Origin of the sequence: Streptococcus mitis (assembly GCF_003942775.1) — a bacterium.
Taxonomy (GTDB): domain Bacteria; phylum Bacillota; class Bacilli; order Lactobacillales; family Streptococcaceae; genus Streptococcus; species Streptococcus mitis_CN.
The window spans coordinates 96,901-114,833 of sequence record NZ_RJNX01000005.1; the positions used below are offsets into that span (position 1 = coordinate 96,901).

The following is a 17,933-nucleotide window of genomic DNA, read 5'->3' on the forward strand; positions in this document are numbered from 1 at the left end:
CTCATGGAGAGAAAGTTCCCTTGAGAGTTATTTATTTAACGTGTTTAGTCAATTCTTTTTGAACTTTTTCGTTTGATTCTTTTTTCTCTTTAATCCATTTCTCACGAGCTTGTTCATAATCAGCCTTTGTTACAACTTTGTCTTGTAACTGAATATATTTGAAGTAGAGATTTGAACCTTTGTCTCCAGATTGGCTATAAGAAGCTGAGAATGGTACAACACGAGAAATGAATGGTGCAGCACCACTAGAAGACATAGCTGGTAAGAAGAGTGAACTGTCTGTCAACCAAGCTTGAGCAGCAGCATATTTTTCATAACGTTTGTTAAGATCACTTGTTTCTTTTCCAGCTTCATCAAGCAATTTATCGTAATCTTTCACACCAACTTTAGCTGCAGCTGCATTTGATGGGTCATCATACCCCATATAAGTTTTCGTTTGCTCACTATTAGTTGATTTAAGGATATCAAGGTAAGTTGATGGATCTTCATAGTCAGGATTCCATCCAACCGCACCTGAAAGATCCCAATCCTCAGCTGCCGCATTAGCAGCATAATAAGTCGCATTAAAGAATTCATCTTTAGAAATTTGTTGAATATCGATGACAACATTTTCTTCGCCTAAAACTTTTTCAACTGATTGTTTGAACGACTGAATCCGTGCGACAAAGTTTTTAGAGGTTTGGTCTACTGGAACATCCAAGTGGATAGGGAATTTCACACCTTCTGCTTCCAGAGCAGTTTTAGCTTTAGCAAATTCTGCTTTAGCTTTGTCAGCGTTAAAGAGACCGTCTTGACCATCAGCAAAGTTTACATCTTTCCACTCATCTCCATAAGTCTTAACTTTTTTCAGCAACCAAGTCACCGAAAGTTTTTTCGCCTGCAGTCACAAAGTCTGGTTTCACAAATAAATTACGAACTGCGAGAGGAGCACCTTCTTTACCGTTAACTTGAGCAGAATAACCTGTACGGTCAAAGGCAAAGTTCAAGGCTTGGCGGAAGTCTTTGTTAAGAAGAGCTTTCTTAGTAGATGTTTTCTCTTCATCTGTCGTTTTAGATGTATATTTGTAATTTTGTCGATCGATATTTACACCTAAACCTCCAATACCAGCTCCTGACGGAGTGTAGAAAATATTATCCTTGTATGACTCCTCTACCTTTGAGAAGTTTGAACTTGTTGGGTAAAGACGAGCAAAACTATAAGCTCCACTTGTAAAGTTACGCTCAAGTGATTCTTGGTCCGAACCATCAAAATATGCAAGTGTTGCTGTATCTAAATGAACATTCTCTTTATCCCAGTACTGCTCGTTCTTAGCAAATTCGATAGAAGATTTAGCAGTCAAACCTTTAAGCAAGAAAGGTCCATTATATAGCAATGATGTAGGATCTGTCGCTTTAGCAAAATCAGAGCCTTTTGATTTTTCAAATTCTTCGTTTAATGGCCAGAAAATTGAATAAACCATCTTAGAGTTCCAGTAAGGTTCTGGTTGGTTCAAAGTATACTCAAGAGTATAGTCATCAACCGCTTTAACACCTACTGTAGAGAAATCTTTTGAATTCCCAGCCAAATAATAAGATAAACCTTTAACAGAAGTTTCAGCTAGATATAGAGCTTCTGATTTCTTATCTGCCGCATGTTTCAATCCATTCACGAAGTCTTTAGCAGTCACTTCGGCATATTCTTCACCATCGGATGTCATCCATTTGACACCTTTACGAATTTTGTAGGTATATGTCAATCCATCTTTTGATACAGACCAGTCTTCTGCAACCGCAGGAGTCAAATTCCCGTATTTGTCATTTGTGAAGAGGCCATCGATCCCGTTTGAAGTAGCCACTTTCGTACTCTCTTTTCCAGAAATAATATAATCTAATGTTTCTGGGTCAGCCGAATAGACATAGCCATAGGTTTTTGGAGCTGTCGAATCAGATGATTTTGAATTCCCACAAGCTACTAACACACCTGTTGCCAATAAAGCAACTCCTGCTGCAACAAAGACTCTACTTTTTTTCATTTATTTACTCCTCTGATAAAGTATAGGTTATCATCAATTATACCATAGATTTCAAGAAAAGTAAACGAATTTTCAGAATATTTAGGCTTATTGACACAAAAAATCTGAAAAAGCTATTGACTGAAAATCATTTTCAAGGTATAATAATAAACGTTAAGGCGGTATAGCCAAGTGGTAAGGCACGGCTCTGCAAAAGCTTGATCGTCGGTTCAAATCCGTCTACCGCCTTCTATAACTTGATTTATCAGGTTTCACATGAACAGAAAGCCCAATTTGAAGGGCTTTTTTCTTTTTCTTTGGATAAATAAGGATAGATTTAGAAAAGTTTTGGGGCGGATTTGGGGACTGAGTTTTTCGAGGATACTATTCCCTTTTAAAATCAACTGAAAAAAGCTTTGTCACGCATGATGACAAAAGCCTCTAGTTTACTCTGTTTCTTCTTCTATTTCAACTTCGGTAATTTGGACTTTTACCTTGGTAACACGTCCATTTTTCACTTTATCATTGGTTAGGATAAGCTGTTTGTTTTGGCTTACCAACTCATAGCTGAGCTTTTCAGTCGTTGGAATGGTCCCCACTCCTGTCAAATAGTAACCAGCGATGGTATCAACGTCATCACTTTCCAGTTCAACATCAAAGTAGTCATTAAAATCATTGAGATTCATGGTACCTTGAACAATATAAGTATCTTCTCCAATTTTATGAACTTCGATTTCAGCCTTATCTGTTTCGTCATCGATTTCCCCAACGATTTCCTCTAAGAGGTCTTCAAGTGTCACCAAACCAGCCATTCCACCGTATTCATCTAACAAAATCGCCATTTGTCTTTGGGTATTGCGTAATTCTTTTAACAAGTCATCCACAAAAATAGTTTCAGGAACAAAAAGAGGATCTTGTAAGATTTTCTTCCAAACAATATTGTCAAAACCGTCCACAAAGCCCGCATTAAGGAGACTCTTGGTATGAATAATCCCAATCACATTGTCCTTATCCCCATCATAGACAGGGATACGAGAATAATTTTGTTTTAAAATACTTTGGATGATGGTTTGACTATCATCCTGAATATCTACCATAAAGGCATCCGTTCGAGGAACCATGACTTCTCTGGCCATTAATTCGTCCAGTGAAAAGATTCCTTGTAACATTTCAATTTCGTCAGCATCTAGTGTTTCTTCACTATTTGTCAACATGTACTCAATTTCATCACGGGTCATTTTTTCATCAGCATCGTCAAAGGTCATAGGAGTCAAGCGACTCAAGAGATTGGTAGATGCAGACAAGAGCCAAACAAAGGGACTAACTAGTTTCCCAAGCCCAATGATAACTGGCGCTGTACGAATCGCCAAGGCATCCTTTAGATTAAGAGCGATTCTTTTAGGATACAATTCCCCAAAAACGATGGAAATATAAGTCAAAAATGCTAAAGATAGAAAACTTGCAACGGCATAAGATGTTTCACCATTTCCAAGCCAAGATGCAATTTCTCGTCCCAGAGTGTCTGCCAAACTCGCCCCTGATAAGATCGTAATCAGGGTAATCCCTACTTGAATGGTTGATAAAAAGTGGTTAGGATTTTCTAGTACCTTCAGCAGACGGATATAGCGTCTATCTCCTTCTTCTGCCTTTTGTTCAACCCGCGCACGGTTAAGTGAAACCATGGCCATTTCTGTGGCTGAGAAAAAGGCATTTAACACTGTCAAGATAAACAATAAAACAAATTGTAGCAACAAATTCTGACTACTTGGGTCTTCCATAGTTCTTCTCCTAAAATAGTATCTTACCCTCTATTATATCACAAAATATAGTCCAGTACATATTATTTTTTCTCATACTCTTCGAAATTCACTTTAAACCACGTCAGCTTCATCTGCAACTTCAAAGCTGTGCTTTGAGCAACCTGTGGCTAGCTTCCTAGTTTGCAATTTGATTTTCATTGAGTATCATTGTATATTGTAGCCCTGCTTAAACTAGTAAAAAAGAACTCCTATATCCACAAGTGACATAGGAGTTTATGTTATCTTTTACTGAGTTACCGTTACTTCTCCAGTTCGGTAATCCAGTTGAAGTCCCTTTTGAACATTGGGAACTAGGACATTAAATTCCAATTCTCCGTCTGAAGACTTGGCTTCAATCTGTGAAGCTGAAGGAACTAAATCCTCGTTTGAAGCATAATAAAGAGTTACACGGTAACGGACACGCTTGTTTTGGTCCAAGGCCTTACGTACCATGCTTTCATAGTAGTTTTGACCAGTCGAATCCTCGGCTTGAGCCTGATTTGCCCAGGCTGTTTGAACAGCAATGTTTTTAGGATTGCTTGTCGAGGCATCAAAACCATCCAAGCCACCGATTAAGGCATAGCCTAACAAGTGACCTCTATCGACCGCATGGGTATAAGACCCCTTTAGATTCTTAACCTGATGCCAGCCTGGAGGAGTCCATGAAGTCGAACCATTCCCAGTTTCTTCACGATTCTTGTACTGGCGAGTAGCCTTAGACAAGAGGGCATTAGCTACGGTTGGCACTGTTTCCTTGCCCACTGTCTTTGTTTTATTATCAGCGTAAGGTTTACTTGAAACCTTGGCATCTAGATTTGTTTTATTACCATTGACGATAAAAGCACCTGAGCCATTCCACTCAAGACTCCCTTTTATTTGGCTTTTGACTGCATCTGTTAAGACACTTTCTGCCAACTCTTGACTAGGAGCTTCAGACGCTTGTTTTTTCTGACTAAGTTTGGTTTTAGGACTATTAGATGTCGACTGCATCTGCTTGATATAATAGCTTCCCGCAGATAAGAGTAATAACACTAGCAGTCCGATCAGTGTCTGTCTTGTTTTTTTATCCATTTTTCTCCTTATCTCTAGAAAAAGACTGGTTCTCCAGCCTAATTTCCTGTAAATTTATGAATCAATTCCTGCCATTTTGCTGGAGACAGGATAGCCCATGGATCTTGACCCTTGCCCAAGATTCCATAACCTACCATTAAGCCGATACCTAGGGCTAGAGCACCTAAAAACAGTACCAAAATGACTAGAAGTAAACGCTTGATTACGTAGCTTGATTTCTTATTCATCTTCATCACTTGCCTCAATCCGCTGAATCTTAGCACCTAGCTGTGCCAACTTCTCATGAAAACGGTAGTAACCTCTATCCAAGTGAACCAATTTACCAACTACAGTTTCTCCTTGTGCTACCAAACCTGTCAAAATCAAGGCTGCGCTGGCACGAAGGTCAGTAGAAAGAACTTCTGCTCCCTGCAAAGGTTGTCCACCAACAATACGAGCTGTATCACGGATAATCTCAGAATGCAAACCCATGCGACGCATTTCTTCTAGATGTTGGAAACGATTTTCGAAAACTGTCTCTACCATAGTTGATTCCCCTTTTGCGACGGTCATCAAGGCTGTAAATTGAGCCTGCATATCTGTTGGAAATCCTGGATGGGGCAAGGTTTTCACATGGACAGCTTTTAAATTTTCTAGTTGAGAACGAACTCGAATCCCTTCAGTCTCCTCTGTCACTTCTACTCCCATTTCAAGCAATTTGGCAATCAAGGGACGGTTGTGCTCCCAGACAGCGTCTTTAATCAAGACATCACCACCAGTCATGGCAGCAGCTACCATAAAGGTTCCTGCTTCGATACGGTCTTGGACTACATTGTGAGTCGTACCATGAAGTTTCTCAACACCGGTAATGGTAATGGTCTCTGTACCAGCACCCTTAACCTTGGCTCCCATTTCATTGAGGAGAATAGCTAGGTCCACAATCTCAGGCTCACGCGCAGCATTCTCAATCACTGTCACTCCATAAGCTAGAGTCGCTGCCATCATCAAGTTCTGCGTAGCACCAACACTTGGGAAATCCATATAGATATGAGCACCATGTAAGCGGTCAGCCTTTGCTTCGATATAACCAGCTGTCTGGCTAATCTTCGCCCCCATAGCTTCCAGACCTTTCAAATGAAGATCAATTGGGCGACTACCAATCGTACAACCACCTGGCATGGATACCTTGGCATGACCTACACGGGCAAGGATTGGCCCCAAGACAACGATGGATGCGCGCATCTTGCTGACATACTTGTAAGGGGCTTCCTCAGTGATGTCGCCAGTCGCATCCACCTCGACAAGATGAGCTTCCTCATCAAAATCCACCTTGGCATTCAAACCACGAACCACCTGATTCATGGTGAAAACATCTGACAAGATAGGAACATTCTGCAAGACGGTCTTTCCTTCACTTGCCAGAATAGTCGCTGCTAACAAGGGCAAGACTGCATTCTTTGCTCCTTCGATCGTAACACTTCCTACCAGACGATTATCGCCACCTTGAACCACAATTTTTTCCATACTTATTTCCTTTACTCTTGATTTTATAATAATCCTCTAAGCGCTTCTTGCCACAACTGATACAGACTGATAAAGAAAGAACTCATGATATATCCCATTACAATGCTGAAAAAGGCTACTAGTAAACGAACTTTTCCTGTGTTCTCAGCTGTTACTTTTAAGACTTTTTCCCATCTAACAAGATTCTTTAAAAGGTAAAAACTCACATAAATAAAGAGCATGTGACTGCTTAGAGTGAATAATAATTGAACCATTTGACTATTATACCATCTTCTCTGTTTGTGCGCTAGTTTGGAAACTTCACTTAAAAACTAGGGATTGTTTTTCAAGTAATCAATTGCATCTTGTAGGGTTTTAACGGGAACAATTTTCATATCTGTCTTGATTGTTCTAGCTGCTTCCAGGGCTGTTTGGTAGTTGTTTTTCGCATCCGGATGCGCTTTTTGTTCTTCTTCGCTAACAGGGTTATCCGGGGCAAAGAAAATAGCAGCACCTTCTCTAGCCGAAGCAACAACTTTCTTATCAATACCTCCAATGTCCCCCACATTCCCATCGCGATCAATGGTACCTGTACCGGCAACGATACGACCATTACGAAGACCAGGGTCAGCTATTTGAGTATAGATGGCCAGACTAAACATGAGACCTGCACTTGGACCACCGATACCAGCTGTTGAAAAGCGAATTGGGACATCACTGGTCACTTCCGTACGGTCAATCAAACCGATTCCAATCCCATTTTTGCCATTTTCCAAGGTGATAATCTTACCTTCTGCAGACTTGGTTTGCCCATCCTCTTCATAGGTGACCTTGACGGAGTCCCCTAGTTTTTGAGAATTGACATAATCAATCAAATCTTTGGAACTATCAAAGGTCTGATCATTGACTGCTGTGACCGTATCAGAGATGTTAAGAATCCCTTTAAAGGTCGAATTATCCGTCACAGTCAAAACATAAACCCCAAGATATTTGAGTTCGATATCTTTACCAGCTGTTTTTAGCCCTTGATACTTGGCCATGTTTTGCGATGTTTGCATGTAGAATTGATTGATCCGCATAAATTCAACATCGGAAGAGCCACCTGTAGTCTCCTGAGCACTACGAATATCTGTAAAAGGCGTCAACCATGCATAAATCATATGAGCTAAAGTGGCATGTTGGACACCAACCGTAACGAATTGATAGGCACCAGCTTCCTTATCTTCTGTGTCATTGACTTTAAGGACTTGGCGAATATCTTCCGAACCACCTGGAACCTCTATATAATAGGGCAAGGGCACTACAAATGCCAAGAAAGTCACAATTAAGGCCGCAATGACATATAAGGGCCATCTAATCTTTTTTTTCATTTCTTATTTCCTCCAAAATACTCTCAGGAACATAGCAAGCAATATCCTGACCAAACTTCAAAAGCTCTCTAACACCGGATGAACTGAGATAGAGATGTTCAGGTCGACTATGTAAATAAATGGTCTCTATGTCAGGAGACAGCTGATGGTTGTAGTAATCAAAACTGGCTTCATATTGCAAATCCGACGCATTTCTCAAGCCTCGAACTAAGAAAGTAGCCCCCAGTCTTTTTGCGACATTAACCACCAATTCATCATGAGAAGACACAACTTCAACATTTTCCAAATGTTTCAAAGCCTTTTCTAGCCCTCGTTTACGATTTTCAAGAGGGAGAAATCCTTGTTTGTGGGGATTAAAAAAAATACCTACATAGAGCTTATCAAAAAGTTTGCTAGCCCGTTCAATGATATCCAGATGCCCATTTGTCATCGGATCAAATGAGCCTGTGAATAAGCCAATCTTATCTGACATAGACTGTCACCTTACTAATTCCATAAATCTTTTCCTTCCAGATACCAAGACAGGCAATTTCTTCTGGAAGTTCAACGGTCTTATCCGTCTCACACACGACCATGACATCTTCAGAAAAAAGCTCCCTCTCAGCCATTTTTTCAATATCTGCTACGATTTGTTCCTTGGCATAAGGAGGGTCTAAGAAAATGAGGTCGAATTCCCCAGATACCTGTTCCAATGCCCTTTCTGCATCCATCTTAAGGAGTTGAAATTTTCCAACTTCCTTGGTCATCTGAATATTTTCAGCCACGATAGCCTGAGCCTTACGGTCTCGTTCCACCAAAACAGCGCTAGACATGCCACGCGATACTGCTTCGATAGATAAACCACCACTACCTGCATACAGGTCCAAGACCCGTCCACCTTCAAAATAGGGACCAATCATGTTAAAAATGGCTCCCCTAACCTTATCCGAAGTAGGTCTTGTCGTCTTGCCTTCTAGTGTCTTGAGGGGACGTCCCCCATAGATTCCTGATACGATTTTCATACCGTTTATTATACCAAATTATGGGCAAAAAGAGAAAGAAAACCGAACCTTGCGGTTCGATTCTCTACAAAATATTTTCGTAAGTATCGCGGACTTCTTGAGGCCAAACACTTGTTTGCACTTCTCCGATGTGTTTCTTGCGAAGTAGGAACATGGCCATCCGAGATTGTCCAATTCCCCCACCGATTGTCAATGGGAATAGGCCGTTCAACAAAGCCTTGTGCCATTCCAATTCTAAACGGTCTTCATCACCTGTGATGGCAACCTGACGGCGAAGCGTTTCTTCGTCTACACGGATTCCCATAGAAGACAACTCAAAGGCTCCACCCAGAGACTCATTCCAGACAAGAATATCACCATTTAGACCCTTGTAGCCATTTTCAGACTCACTTGTCCAGTCATCGTAGTCTGGTGCACGTCCATCATGCGGTTTACCGTCTGGTAATTCACCACCGATACCGATCAAGAAGACTGCTCCAAATTCTTTACAAATAGCATTTTCACGCTCTTTTGGTGTCAAGTCTGGGTAGCGTTCTACCAACTCTTCTGTGTGGATAAAGGTGATTTGTTTTGGCAAGATAGACTCGATGTCATAGCGAGCTTCAACAGCTAGTTCTGTCAAACGAATGGCCTTATAAATCTTCTCAACTGTTTCTTTTAGATAAGCGATGTTACGCTTACCATTTGGGATAACCTTCTCCCAGTCCCACTGGTCAACATAAACAGAGTGGGTCGCATCCAACGAGTCTTCGTCTGGACGAAGGGCCTTCATGTGGACGAAAAGACCTTCACCCTCACCGAAACCAAAACGAGCCAAGGTATGGCGTTTCCATTTAGCAAGGGAGTGCACCACTTCATAAGTAGCATCAGGGATTTGGAGAACCTTGACCGATACGGCGTTCTCCACACCTGATAAGTTGTCCTGCATCCCGTCGCCGACCCTGCTCAAGATAGGACCTTGAACTTCGACAACTTCTAACTTATCTTTCAAATACTGGGTAAAAGTGTTTTTGACAAAGGAAATCTCTTCTTGTTGATGGATAAAACTTTTCTTCATAAACTACTCCTCAAAAAATTAATTAAAAGCATTATACACCTATTTTCGAGAAAAGGAAAGAGAAATTTTAAAAAAATCAGTGTCACTCAAAACACTGATTTCATAGACCTTTTAGTCATTACGACCAAAGATACGTAGAATGCTTAGGAAGAGATTGATAAAATCAAGATAGATACTGAGAGCCATTGACACAACCCAACCTGTCGCTACACGACCTTGTGATTGCTCATAGGCATAGCGAATCCTTTGGTTGTCCCAAGCAATCAGCCCAGAGAAAACCAAAACCATGGCTACGCTAATCATATAATCAAAGAAACCGCTAGCCAAGAAAATATTGACTACCATAGCAATCAGTAAACCAATAAGAGCCGCCATCATCGCTCGACCAAGGCCACTCAAATCATTCTTGGTGAACATGCCAACTACCGCCATGACAAAGAAGAGAAGGGCGCTCGACACAAAGGCGGATAAAACTGTACCCGGAGTATAGAAGGCTACCACAAAACTAAGGGTAAAGCCGTTTAATACTGAGTAAAGTAAAAATACTGGAAGAGCCGCTGGACTATTCTTTGAAGCCATACTGCTAGCAACGAAAACCAAGGCCAACTCCGCAAAAGTAGCAATGGTCAACCAGAGACGCCCCTGCATCAAAAAGTAAACTAACTGAGATTGAAAGACCGTCAACATAAGACCTGATACTAAAGCGGATAGTCCAATCCCCAGACCAACAAAGGCATAAACCTTAGCGTAAAATTGATTGAGACCTGCGCGGTCGTGAATAATAGTGTGATTCATCTTTTCTCCTTTTCTATGAACATCTTTCCTTGATTATAACAAAGAAAGTTAAAATTAGCTTAAATGGAAAATTAAAATACCGGCCGCAACGGCAACATTCAAACTCTCTGCCTGCCCCTTCATGCTAATGTGAACCAACTGATCTGCACTTTCAGCCATAAGGGGACTAATTCCTTGCCCCTCATTTCCCATGACTAGTACAAAATTTTCTATAGAAGGCAGTTCTCTGTAATCAACAGAATTCTTAGAAAGAGTTGTTGCCAGCACTGGGATACCTGCCTCTTTGGTTTCCTTAAGAAGCGCTTGACTAGACATCCGGTAAATAGGCAGATGAAAATGACTGCCTTGCATGGAACGTAGGGTCTTGAGACTGTAGATATCTGCCGATTTATCTGAAACAATTACTCCAGTAAAACCTGCTGCATCCGCAGTTCGAATGATGGTTCCTACATTACCAGGATCTTGCACATCTTCCAAAAACAAGAACTTGCCCTGATTCAAATCAACTTGTTCTACCTCTTCTTTTTGAACCACCGCGACAATTCCCTGTGGAGTCTGAGAATCCGCCAAATCTAGCAAAATATCCTCTGACACCCAGACAGTTTGCGGAAAAGCAGCTAACTGATCTCGGTAATTTTCTAGGGCAAAGATTTTCTCAATCGTCACTCCAGCTTGAACAGCTTCTTCAAACAAGTGCCAGCCTTCAATCAAATAAGCAGACTTGCGGTATTTTTTTTGGTGTAATTTCTTGGCATTTTTTACCACAGAATTGGCTTTTGAGGTTATAATAGTCATAGAAATATTATAACACAATCAAAGGGGTTTGGTATGCAAAAGGTTAGAATGATTGCCCAAGGTAGGGTACAGGGAGTCGGCTTTCGTTGGGGTGTTTACAGCTTGGCACTTGAAATTGGTGGCATCACAGGTCGAGTATGGAATAACGACGATGGCACAGTCGAAATCTTAGCCCAAGCAGACTCATCTGCTATCATGGCAAAATTTATCCAAGAAATCCGCAAAGGACCCACACCTTTTTCAAAAGTCAGCTACTTAGATGTCAAACTGAGCAACTTTCCTCCCTACCCTGACTTTAAAATCGCAAATTAGGTCTCTAGAACTATTGTATATTTTGTAAAAAAACAGTAGAATAGAAAGGTATTATTTTTAAAAGAAGGAATGAACACATTGAAATCTATTAAACGTTTTGCACTCTCAGCTATGGGAGTGGCTATGTTGCTAGTTTTGGCAGGTTGCGTTCAGATTGATAAAGCAACAGGTAAGCCAATTGGTCCCGTTTGGGATTTCTTGGGTGCCCCGATGGGAGAAGCTATCAAGTACTTCGCTACTGATAAAGGTCTAGGCTTCGGTGTCGCTATCATCATCGTAACTATTATCGTTCGCTTGATTATCTTGCCACTTGGTATCTACCAATCATGGAAAGCAACTCTTCACTCTGAAAAGATGAACGCCCTCAAGCACGTCCTTGAGCCACACCAAACGCGTCTCAAAGAAGCAACAACTCAGGAAGAAAAACTCGAAGCCCAACAAGCTCTCTTTGCTGCTCAAAAAGAGCACGGCATCAGCATGTTTGGTGGTGTAGGATGTTTCCCTATCCTCCTTCAAATGCCTTTCTTCTCTGCTATCTACTTTGCTGCCCAACATACTGAAGGTGTTGCTCAAGCAAGCTACCTAGGAATTCCTCTAGGTTCTCCAAGTATGATTTTGGTTGCCTGTGCTGGTATTCTTTACTATCTTCAATCGCTCCTTTCACTTCACGGAGTAGAAGATGAAATGCAAAGAGAACAAATCAAGAAAATGATTTACATGAGCCCACTCATGATCGTCGTCTTCTCCCTCTTCTCACCAGCCAGTGTCACACTTTACTGGGTTGTCGGTGGTTTCATGATGATTCTCCAACAGTTTATCGTCAACTATATCGTTCGTCCAAAACTTCGCAAAAAAGTCCGTGAAGAATTGGCTAAGAATCCACCAAAAGCACGTGCTTTCTCAACACCAAATGGACGAAAAGACGTTACCCCTGAACAACCAACTGCTATCACAAGCAAGAAAAAACACAAAAATCGCAACGCTGGAAAACAACGTTCGAGATAAGAAGAAAAAGGCTTAGCTGGATGGCTAAGTCTTTTTGCGATATCAAAAATAGTAAAAACACTGATTAATAAGAAGCAAAACGTAAGCACTGAAGCTTTACAAAGTTAGACAAAGCCTTGCTTTGAATCCCCGTATGAAATCTATATAGTCAGTAAGACTCTTAGAAAGATATGACACTCACATCGTTTAAAAAAATGTCCCATAAATGAACAGCCTACGCATCACTATGATTTAATACAATTCACAGTTATTAAAACTTCTGCTCCCGAGTCTCTATTTCTAAGCTCAACTCGGCCTTTGTGTAGTTTTGCAACTCTACATACAAAACTAAGTCCAATACCATAATGTTGCTCTTTAACCGATCTAGCTTTATCCATACGATAAAAGAGCTTCCCAAAATTAGTTAAAACTTCCTCTGGAAATTCAGAGCCATTATTCCATATACCTGTTTTCAATTCTTTCCCCTCTTGCTCTACCCTAATTTTAATTTTAGGATTCTGTTTATCTGCATACTCCAAAGCATTTGTTAAAATATTTTGTACTGCACGAATCAGAAGAGATGGATTTATATAATAGTTTTCAGTTCCTTTCACATTTTGTTCAAAAGAAAACTTCAGCTGATTTTTTATCAAAAAAGAGACTTCTTTCTCTAATTCATTGATAAAATCTGAAGAGGAATACTCCGTCCAACCTGTCTCATCATCATCATAATAGGTTTTAGAATAGTGAATCAATTGATTGAAATAATCTAGTAACTGTTGACTAGCTCTTTCTATATCTGCTAAGCATTCTTGAGATTGGTCGTTTTCAGTTATCGCCTGCAAAAATTCCACATTTCCCCTAATAATGGTTAAGGGAGTTTTTAAATCATGAGAAGCTGCTGAAACCTGAAACATCAAATCTTCTTTCTGCTGTTTCTCATCAACTATTAATTGTCGAATTCTATCTTGCATCACAATAATCCGATTTCCTGTCTCACGAAATTCTTTAACCGTTAAACTTTCTGTACATTCCCTCTCCAACCACATACTATTTTCATAAATCAAAGTCATTTCATAACTCAGTTTTTTCAACAATTTTCCAATGTGATAACTTATTAGAATAATCAATAAAACACAAATATATATCCATGATGACACATTAAAAAAGATTGATAGAACACCACTATTGTTTAAAGTTTTCCCATCTTCATTTATTTGTATAGATACTGAAGCTAAGGGAATAAGATAGGCCATTAGTAAGCCAAGACTAAACTGCCAAATAATTCTCCAACAGGTTTCTCGAATTAATTGTCTAAAACTTTTGATTCTACCCATTGATATCCTCCACCGTACAAGGTTTTAATTGGATTTAATTGATAAGGTTTCAGCTTTTGACGAATTTGATAAATATACTCTGAAACCGAACGTAAAAGAGCTTCTGAACTTTGTGGATATAGATAATTATAAATTTCCTCTATAGAGTATATTTTACTTGGGTTGCTTGCCAAAAGATTCACTATGTCAAATTCCCTCCTTGTCAGAGCAATCTTATCATCGTTTACAAATAGTTCCTTACTATCCGTATATAGTATAAGCTTCCCAATCTTTATTTGATGAACATTTCCTTTAATCCGTTCTTCACGACGTAAGTGCATTTTAACACGTGCTAACAATTCTTGCATACTAAAGGGCTTCATAATATAATCATCAGCACCTGCATTAATTCCAGCTACTAAATCTTCATCCATATCCTTAGCAGTTATAAAACAGATAGGAACAGTTATCTGCTCGCGAATCATCTGACAGATTTCTAAACCACTAACAGGCATCATAATATCTAATAAAATCAAGTCAAATCCTGTAAAATCACAAAGATCAATCTCTTCTATCTTATTTCGTATGACTACTTCATATTTTTCATATTCTAGTACTTTTTTTATTAGGCGAAGAATAGCAAGATCATCATCTACCACCAAAATTTTATAAGCCATAATTCACCCTCCTGAATATATTATAGCACTAACTGAGAAAAAGACAGGATAACCCCTGTCTTTAGCGTACATTTTTTCCTATAAGTATCAATGTAGCAAATAGAAAAACAATTAATAACCAAACTATTTGTATCCCTAAGCCTTGCCACACTGGATAATAAAGAGACAATGGATAGATATAAAAACAATTCATACTAGCTAGTAATGGTAAATTTCTAAAAAAAGAACTGAATTGTAATAACATTTGCCCCAACCCCAATAAAAGGGATAAACTGATTCCCAAAATTAAGATAAAAGACTGGGAAATAAATACAAAAATACCACTTAAAAGAGAGAAGGTTAGAATAGAAATACAAGCTGGAAATAGAATTGTTAGAACATGTTTAATATTACTCAAAAGATTGATATTGTAGTATCCTTGCGCGATTAGTATGCATAATGATATTACAGCAACCAATAATACAATTTCCATACATAATACAATAGCTAGTTTACAGATTATAAATTTCAAACGATTTGGACATGTAAGAAAACTGGTACGAAGGCTAGAACCTGTAAATTCTTGACCTATAAATAGAACCGCTAGACTAACGAAACCTGCCTGTCCTAAATAGAGACTTTGCAGTAGCTGTTCCAAAACAAACTGTAGAGTCAACTGGTCTGGCTTACTATTTAAAAAAACAACCATCGCCGGAACACACAGTAATAGAGCACCTACAATCAACCAGTGCCAAGGATTCATAATAAACTTGAGATACTCACTTTTAAGTTGTTCTTTCAACTTATTCACCTCCTCCTATATCTGACTTGAGTAAGCGGTAAATTGCTAAAGCCAAGAATGAGAAGTTCCAACAAAGTAAAAATAAAATATTTTGTAAACTATTATGTTCTAAAATTTGAGGAGATGTAGCAATCAATCCTTGCCCCAATGCAACTGGAAGAAATTTTGCAACCGATATATAGTTTGCTAAGAATGTTCCTAAATTGTAGACTTGAGGAAGCAAAAATAATAGAGGAACAATGGCTGTTTTAAATGTCAAAGCCATAATATAGGCCAGCAGTCCCAACAAAGTCCAAGCTATACTGGCTAAAAGTATATAGAACCAAACTCTCCCATTTAGTGAAAAAAGCAATAAGCCATCTTGTCCTAAAACATAATGTGTCATGTTAATCGTAAGGAATATTGACAGAAAGGAAATGAAAAAAGAAAATACAAGCCAAACTAATGTTTTTGAAACTAGGAAAGTACTTCGATTTGTAATAGAGAGGAGGCTTGTACGAATAGCAGAGAATTTATACTCCTCGGCTCCATAAATTGAACCTAGGATAATCATAATAAAAACACCAAATAAAGTGACATCAAAACCTAAAAATTCAATAGGAGGTATTGCTTCTGCTAAATCTGGATTTGTCTCTGGTGTAGCATGAATACCAACTGAAACAATTTGAGAAGCACCAATATTTGCTAAAAACGTTTGAAATACCAGTATCAAGAATAGTACAACATGAGTAGCTCTCTTATAAAGTAATTTCAATATTTCAGAATGAAGAGAGTAAATAAGTGCCATATCACTTCCCTCCCTCTGTTAAACTAAAGAAGACTTCCTCTAGTGAAGAAAGATTTTTCATCACTTCTTGTAAAGTCCCTGTTATAAGAACTTTTCCTTTATTTATGATAACTACATCATCTGTTACTGCTTCCACTTCCGATAATATATGAGATGATAGCAAGACTGTTTTCCCTTCTTGAGCTTGTTTTTTTATAAACTCTCTAAACCACCGAATTCCTCTTGGATCCAACCCATTAGTCGGTTCATCCAATATCAGGTACTGAGGATTTCCTAATAGAGCTGTTGCAATCCCCAAGCGTTGTCCTTCTCCTAATGATAATTTTCCAATTTTAGATTTTTTCTTATGGCTAATATCCACCATATCCAAGACTTGTTCAATTCGCTGACTGGATATCCCATTACTAGCAGCAACAATTTTCAAATGTTGATAAACAGTCCGATCATCAGGAGATCCTACACTGTCAAATGAAGCTCCTACAGTCTTTAGAGGAAATTTTAATTCCTTATAAGTTTGATCTCCAATTTTGGTAAGACCAGATGTTGCTTTGTCTAATCCTAATAAAATACGTAATGTTGAACTTTTACCAGCTCCATTTGGACCCAGGAAAGCAGTCACTCTACCTGCTTTTGCTTCAAAAGAAATATCTTTTAAAATTTGAGTTTGGCCATATGACTTACATAAATTTTTAATGGTAATACTTTGTTCCATGATGTTCTCCTATTCTATTTAATATTTCTAAAAGTAACTATATCTTACACATTCTTTTTCGGATTTTTTTCAGAATTTAGAGAGTAAAAAAGATTTAAAATTTTGTTTCATTTAACTATCTATATTTGTGTAAATTTAAAAGCCCGATGTTTCCATCAGGCTTCTTTTTTATCCATGTACACGTTTCATATAGTCTTGGTAACTTTCGGTATCCATGAGTTTTTTAGCGTTCTTGACGCGGTCTGCTGTTGGTGGTTTAACCCCTTCGAGGGAATAAGGAATTCCCAATTCACGCCATTTGAATTCTCCCATGGTGTGATAAGGTAGAATTTCAAACTTATCCACATTTTTAAGGGTCTTGACGAATTTACCAAGTTCAATCAAGTCATCATCTCTGTCTGTCAATCCTGGAACTAGCACGTGGCGAATCCAGACAGGTTTTCCAATATCTGATAGATACTGGGCACAAGCCAAGATATTTTTATTGGTTTGACTAGTGACAAACTTGTGCTGTTCTTCGTTGATTTCCTTGATATCCAAGAGGACCAAGTCAGTGACAGCCATGAGTTTGTCAAACTTCTCAAGGTAACGTGGTTTATTACGGAAAGGAAGGGCACAGGTATCCAAGGTACAGTGGATTCCGTGTTCTTTGGCCTTGGTAAAGAGGGCAATCAGGAAATCAATCTGCAAGAGGGCTTCTCCTCCACTGACTGTAATCCCACCCTTATTTCCCCAGAAACCGCGGTAGCGCAAGGCTTCTGTCAAGACATCATCTACCGTCCGTTCACGTGACTTATTGGACTCCATAGCCCAAGTGTCAGGGTTGTGGCAATACTGGCAACGCATGTGACAGCCCTGCAAAAAGACAATAAAGCGAATACCAGGCCCATCTACTGACCCAAAGCTTTCTGTCGAATGCACCATTCCTGTCACTTGTCCATAATCAATTGTTTCTTCAGACATATCGTTACCTTCCTTGAAAACGTTTTATAGTTTTATTATA

At 39.2% G+C, this 17,933-nt stretch carries 19 protein-coding genes, 1 tRNA gene and 1 pseudogene; 3 read left to right on the forward strand and 18 right to left on the reverse strand.

All coding sequences use genetic code 11. The features are described from left to right. Window positions 1-31 precede the first annotated feature (31 nt). Window positions 32-2,012: pseudogene (locus D8848_RS07735) on the reverse strand (peptide ABC transporter substrate-binding protein). Between the two features lie 157 nt (window positions 2,013-2,169). On the opposite strand from D8848_RS07735, the gene D8848_RS07740 reads away from it, so the two are divergent. Further along, window positions 2,170-2,240 (forward strand) — tRNA-Cys (locus D8848_RS07740). A 197-nt stretch (window positions 2,241-2,437) separates the two neighbouring features. Here the strand turns inward: D8848_RS07740 and D8848_RS07750 are convergent. The 11 genes from D8848_RS07750 to D8848_RS07805 all read right to left on the reverse strand — a co-directional run bounded on the left by D8848_RS07750 (window position 2,438) and on the right by D8848_RS07805 (window position 11,361). After that, window positions 2,438-3,769 carry a hemolysin family protein gene (locus D8848_RS07750; protein ID WP_000390027.1) on the reverse strand — a complete coding sequence of 444 codons (1,332 nt, stop codon included), beginning with the start codon at window positions 3,767-3,769 and terminating at the stop codon, window positions 2,438-2,440. A gap of 267 nt (window positions 3,770-4,036) precedes the next feature. Then, window positions 4,037-4,861 carry a DNA-entry nuclease EndA gene (endA, locus tag D8848_RS07755; protein ID WP_078237947.1) on the reverse strand — a complete coding sequence of 275 codons (825 nt, stop codon included), beginning with the start codon at window positions 4,859-4,861 and terminating at the stop codon, window positions 4,037-4,039. A gap of 38 nt (window positions 4,862-4,899) precedes the next feature. Further along, window positions 4,900-5,088: a DNA-directed RNA polymerase subunit beta gene (locus tag D8848_RS07760; RefSeq protein WP_004241151.1), complete on the reverse strand. Its 189-nt coding sequence runs from the start codon at window positions 5,086-5,088 to the stop codon at window positions 4,900-4,902. After that, window positions 5,081-6,364 (reverse strand): UDP-N-acetylglucosamine 1-carboxyvinyltransferase, encoded by a 1,284-nt coding sequence (murA, locus tag D8848_RS07765; RefSeq protein WP_125443408.1) that lies wholly within the window; start codon window positions 6,362-6,364, stop codon window positions 5,081-5,083. The genes D8848_RS07760 and murA overlap by 8 nt, the downstream gene beginning before the upstream one ends. Before the next feature lie 23 nt (window positions 6,365-6,387). Then, window positions 6,388-6,618, reverse strand: a complete 231-nt coding sequence (locus tag D8848_RS07770) for a DUF1146 family protein (protein WP_000250399.1) — start codon at window positions 6,616-6,618, stop codon at window positions 6,388-6,390. Between the two features lie 57 nt (window positions 6,619-6,675). Beyond that, complete coding sequence (locus D8848_RS07775; RefSeq protein WP_033687316.1) at window positions 6,676-7,713, reverse strand: SepM family pheromone-processing serine protease; 1,038 nt, start codon at window positions 7,711-7,713, stop codon at window positions 6,676-6,678. After that, on the reverse strand, window positions 7,697-8,185 hold the full coding sequence (gene coaD, locus D8848_RS07780; protein ID WP_033687315.1) for a pantetheine-phosphate adenylyltransferase: 489 nt from the start codon (window positions 8,183-8,185) through the stop codon (window positions 7,697-7,699). Before coaD ends, D8848_RS07775 begins: the two co-directional genes overlap by 17 nt. After that, a complete protein-coding gene (gene rsmD, locus D8848_RS07785; RefSeq protein WP_033687314.1) occupies window positions 8,175-8,714 on the reverse strand; it encodes a 16S rRNA (guanine(966)-N(2))-methyltransferase RsmD in 540 nt (179 codons plus the stop codon). Before rsmD ends, coaD begins: the two co-directional genes overlap by 11 nt. A gap of 64 nt (window positions 8,715-8,778) precedes the next feature. Continuing rightward, window positions 8,779-9,771, reverse strand: a complete 993-nt coding sequence (asnA, locus tag D8848_RS07790) for an aspartate--ammonia ligase (protein WP_000748003.1) — start codon at window positions 9,769-9,771, stop codon at window positions 8,779-8,781. Window positions 9,772-9,882: 111 nt separating this feature from the next. Then, window positions 9,883-10,566 carry a Bax inhibitor-1/YccA family protein gene (locus D8848_RS07800; RefSeq protein WP_125443409.1) on the reverse strand — a complete coding sequence of 228 codons (684 nt, stop codon included), beginning with the start codon at window positions 10,564-10,566 and terminating at the stop codon, window positions 9,883-9,885. A gap of 54 nt (window positions 10,567-10,620) precedes the next feature. Then, window positions 10,621-11,361, reverse strand: a complete 741-nt coding sequence (locus D8848_RS07805; RefSeq protein WP_125443410.1) for a TrmH family RNA methyltransferase — start codon at window positions 11,359-11,361, stop codon at window positions 10,621-10,623. Window positions 11,362-11,394: 33 nt separating this feature from the next. Here D8848_RS07805 and D8848_RS07810 point away from each other — a divergent pair, with 33 nt between their 5' ends. Further along, a complete protein-coding gene (locus D8848_RS07810; protein WP_001174612.1) occupies window positions 11,395-11,673 on the forward strand; it encodes an acylphosphatase in 279 nt (92 codons plus the stop codon). A gap of 78 nt (window positions 11,674-11,751) precedes the next feature. Further along, a complete protein-coding gene (gene yidC, locus D8848_RS07815) occupies window positions 11,752-12,678 on the forward strand; it encodes a membrane protein insertase YidC (protein WP_125443437.1) in 927 nt (308 codons plus the stop codon). 224 nt (window positions 12,679-12,902) lie between these two features. On the opposite strand, the gene D8848_RS07820 is transcribed toward yidC, so the two are convergent. From D8848_RS07820 to pflA, 6 genes are all read right to left on the reverse strand, one after another. Then, on the reverse strand, window positions 12,903-13,994 hold the full coding sequence (locus D8848_RS07820; RefSeq protein WP_125443411.1) for a sensor histidine kinase: 1,092 nt from the start codon (window positions 13,992-13,994) through the stop codon (window positions 12,903-12,905). Then, window positions 13,964-14,650, reverse strand: coding sequence for a response regulator transcription factor (locus D8848_RS07825; RefSeq protein WP_000323581.1), 687 nt, complete (start codon window positions 14,648-14,650; stop codon window positions 13,964-13,966). Before D8848_RS07825 ends, D8848_RS07820 begins: the two co-directional genes overlap by 31 nt. A 61-nt stretch (window positions 14,651-14,711) precedes the next feature. Beyond that, on the reverse strand, window positions 14,712-15,431 hold the full coding sequence (locus D8848_RS07830) for an ABC transporter permease (protein ID WP_125443412.1): 720 nt from the start codon (window positions 15,429-15,431) through the stop codon (window positions 14,712-14,714). Between the two features lies 1 nt (window position 15,432). Continuing rightward, window positions 15,433-16,218 carry an ABC transporter permease gene (locus D8848_RS07835; protein WP_125443413.1) on the reverse strand — a complete coding sequence of 262 codons (786 nt, stop codon included), beginning with the start codon at window positions 16,216-16,218 and terminating at the stop codon, window positions 15,433-15,435. Between the two features lies 1 nt (window position 16,219). Beyond that, window positions 16,220-16,930 (reverse strand): ABC transporter ATP-binding protein, encoded by a 711-nt coding sequence (locus D8848_RS07840; protein WP_125443414.1) that lies wholly within the window; start codon window positions 16,928-16,930, stop codon window positions 16,220-16,222. A 168-nt stretch (window positions 16,931-17,098) separates the two neighbouring features. Further along, on the reverse strand, window positions 17,099-17,893 hold the full coding sequence (gene pflA / locus D8848_RS07845; RefSeq protein WP_125443415.1) for a pyruvate formate-lyase-activating protein: 795 nt from the start codon (window positions 17,891-17,893) through the stop codon (window positions 17,099-17,101). Window positions 17,894-17,933 lie beyond the last annotated feature (40 nt).

Excerpts from the sequence above, each read along its gene's own strand:
- D8848_RS07750 (WP_000390027.1), bottom strand. The coding sequence starts at position 3,769 with ATGGAAGACCCAAGTAGTCAGAATTTGTTGCTACAATTTGTTTTATTG.
- endA (WP_078237947.1), bottom strand. The coding sequence starts at position 4,861 with ATGGATAAAAAAACAAGACAGACACTGATCGGACTGCTAGTGTTATTA.
- D8848_RS07760 (WP_004241151.1), bottom strand. The coding sequence starts at position 5,088 with ATGAATAAGAAATCAAGCTACGTAATCAAGCGTTTACTTCTAGTCATT.
- murA (WP_125443408.1), bottom strand. The coding sequence starts at position 6,364 with ATGGAAAAAATTGTGGTTCAAGGTGGCGATAATCGTCTGGTAGGAAGT.
- D8848_RS07770 (WP_000250399.1), bottom strand. The coding sequence starts at position 6,618 with ATGGTTCAATTATTATTCACTCTAAGCAGTCACATGCTCTTTATTTAT.
- D8848_RS07775 (WP_033687316.1), bottom strand. The coding sequence starts at position 7,713 with ATGAAAAAAAAGATTAGATGGCCCTTATATGTCATTGCGGCCTTAATT.
- coaD (WP_033687315.1), bottom strand. The coding sequence starts at position 8,185 with ATGTCAGATAAGATTGGCTTATTCACAGGCTCATTTGATCCGATGACA.
- rsmD (WP_033687314.1), bottom strand. The coding sequence starts at position 8,714 with ATGAAAATCGTATCAGGAATCTATGGGGGACGTCCCCTCAAGACACTA.
- asnA (WP_000748003.1), bottom strand. The coding sequence starts at position 9,771 with ATGAAGAAAAGTTTTATCCATCAACAAGAAGAGATTTCCTTTGTCAAA.
- D8848_RS07800 (WP_125443409.1), bottom strand. The coding sequence starts at position 10,566 with ATGAATCACACTATTATTCACGACCGCGCAGGTCTCAATCAATTTTAC.
- D8848_RS07805 (WP_125443410.1), bottom strand. The coding sequence starts at position 11,361 with ATGACTATTATAACCTCAAAAGCCAATTCTGTGGTAAAAAATGCCAAG.
- D8848_RS07810 (WP_001174612.1), top strand. The coding sequence starts at position 11,395 with ATGCAAAAGGTTAGAATGATTGCCCAAGGTAGGGTACAGGGAGTCGGC.
- D8848_RS07820 (WP_125443411.1), bottom strand. The coding sequence starts at position 13,994 with ATGGGTAGAATCAAAAGTTTTAGACAATTAATTCGAGAAACCTGTTGG.
- D8848_RS07825 (WP_000323581.1), bottom strand. The coding sequence starts at position 14,650 with ATGGCTTATAAAATTTTGGTGGTAGATGATGATCTTGCTATTCTTCGC.
- D8848_RS07835 (WP_125443413.1), bottom strand. The coding sequence starts at position 16,218 with ATGGCACTTATTTACTCTCTTCATTCTGAAATATTGAAATTACTTTAT.
- D8848_RS07840 (WP_125443414.1), bottom strand. The coding sequence starts at position 16,930 with ATGGAACAAAGTATTACCATTAAAAATTTATGTAAGTCATATGGCCAA.
- pflA (WP_125443415.1), bottom strand. The coding sequence starts at position 17,893 with ATGTCTGAAGAAACAATTGATTATGGACAAGTGACAGGAATGGTGCAT.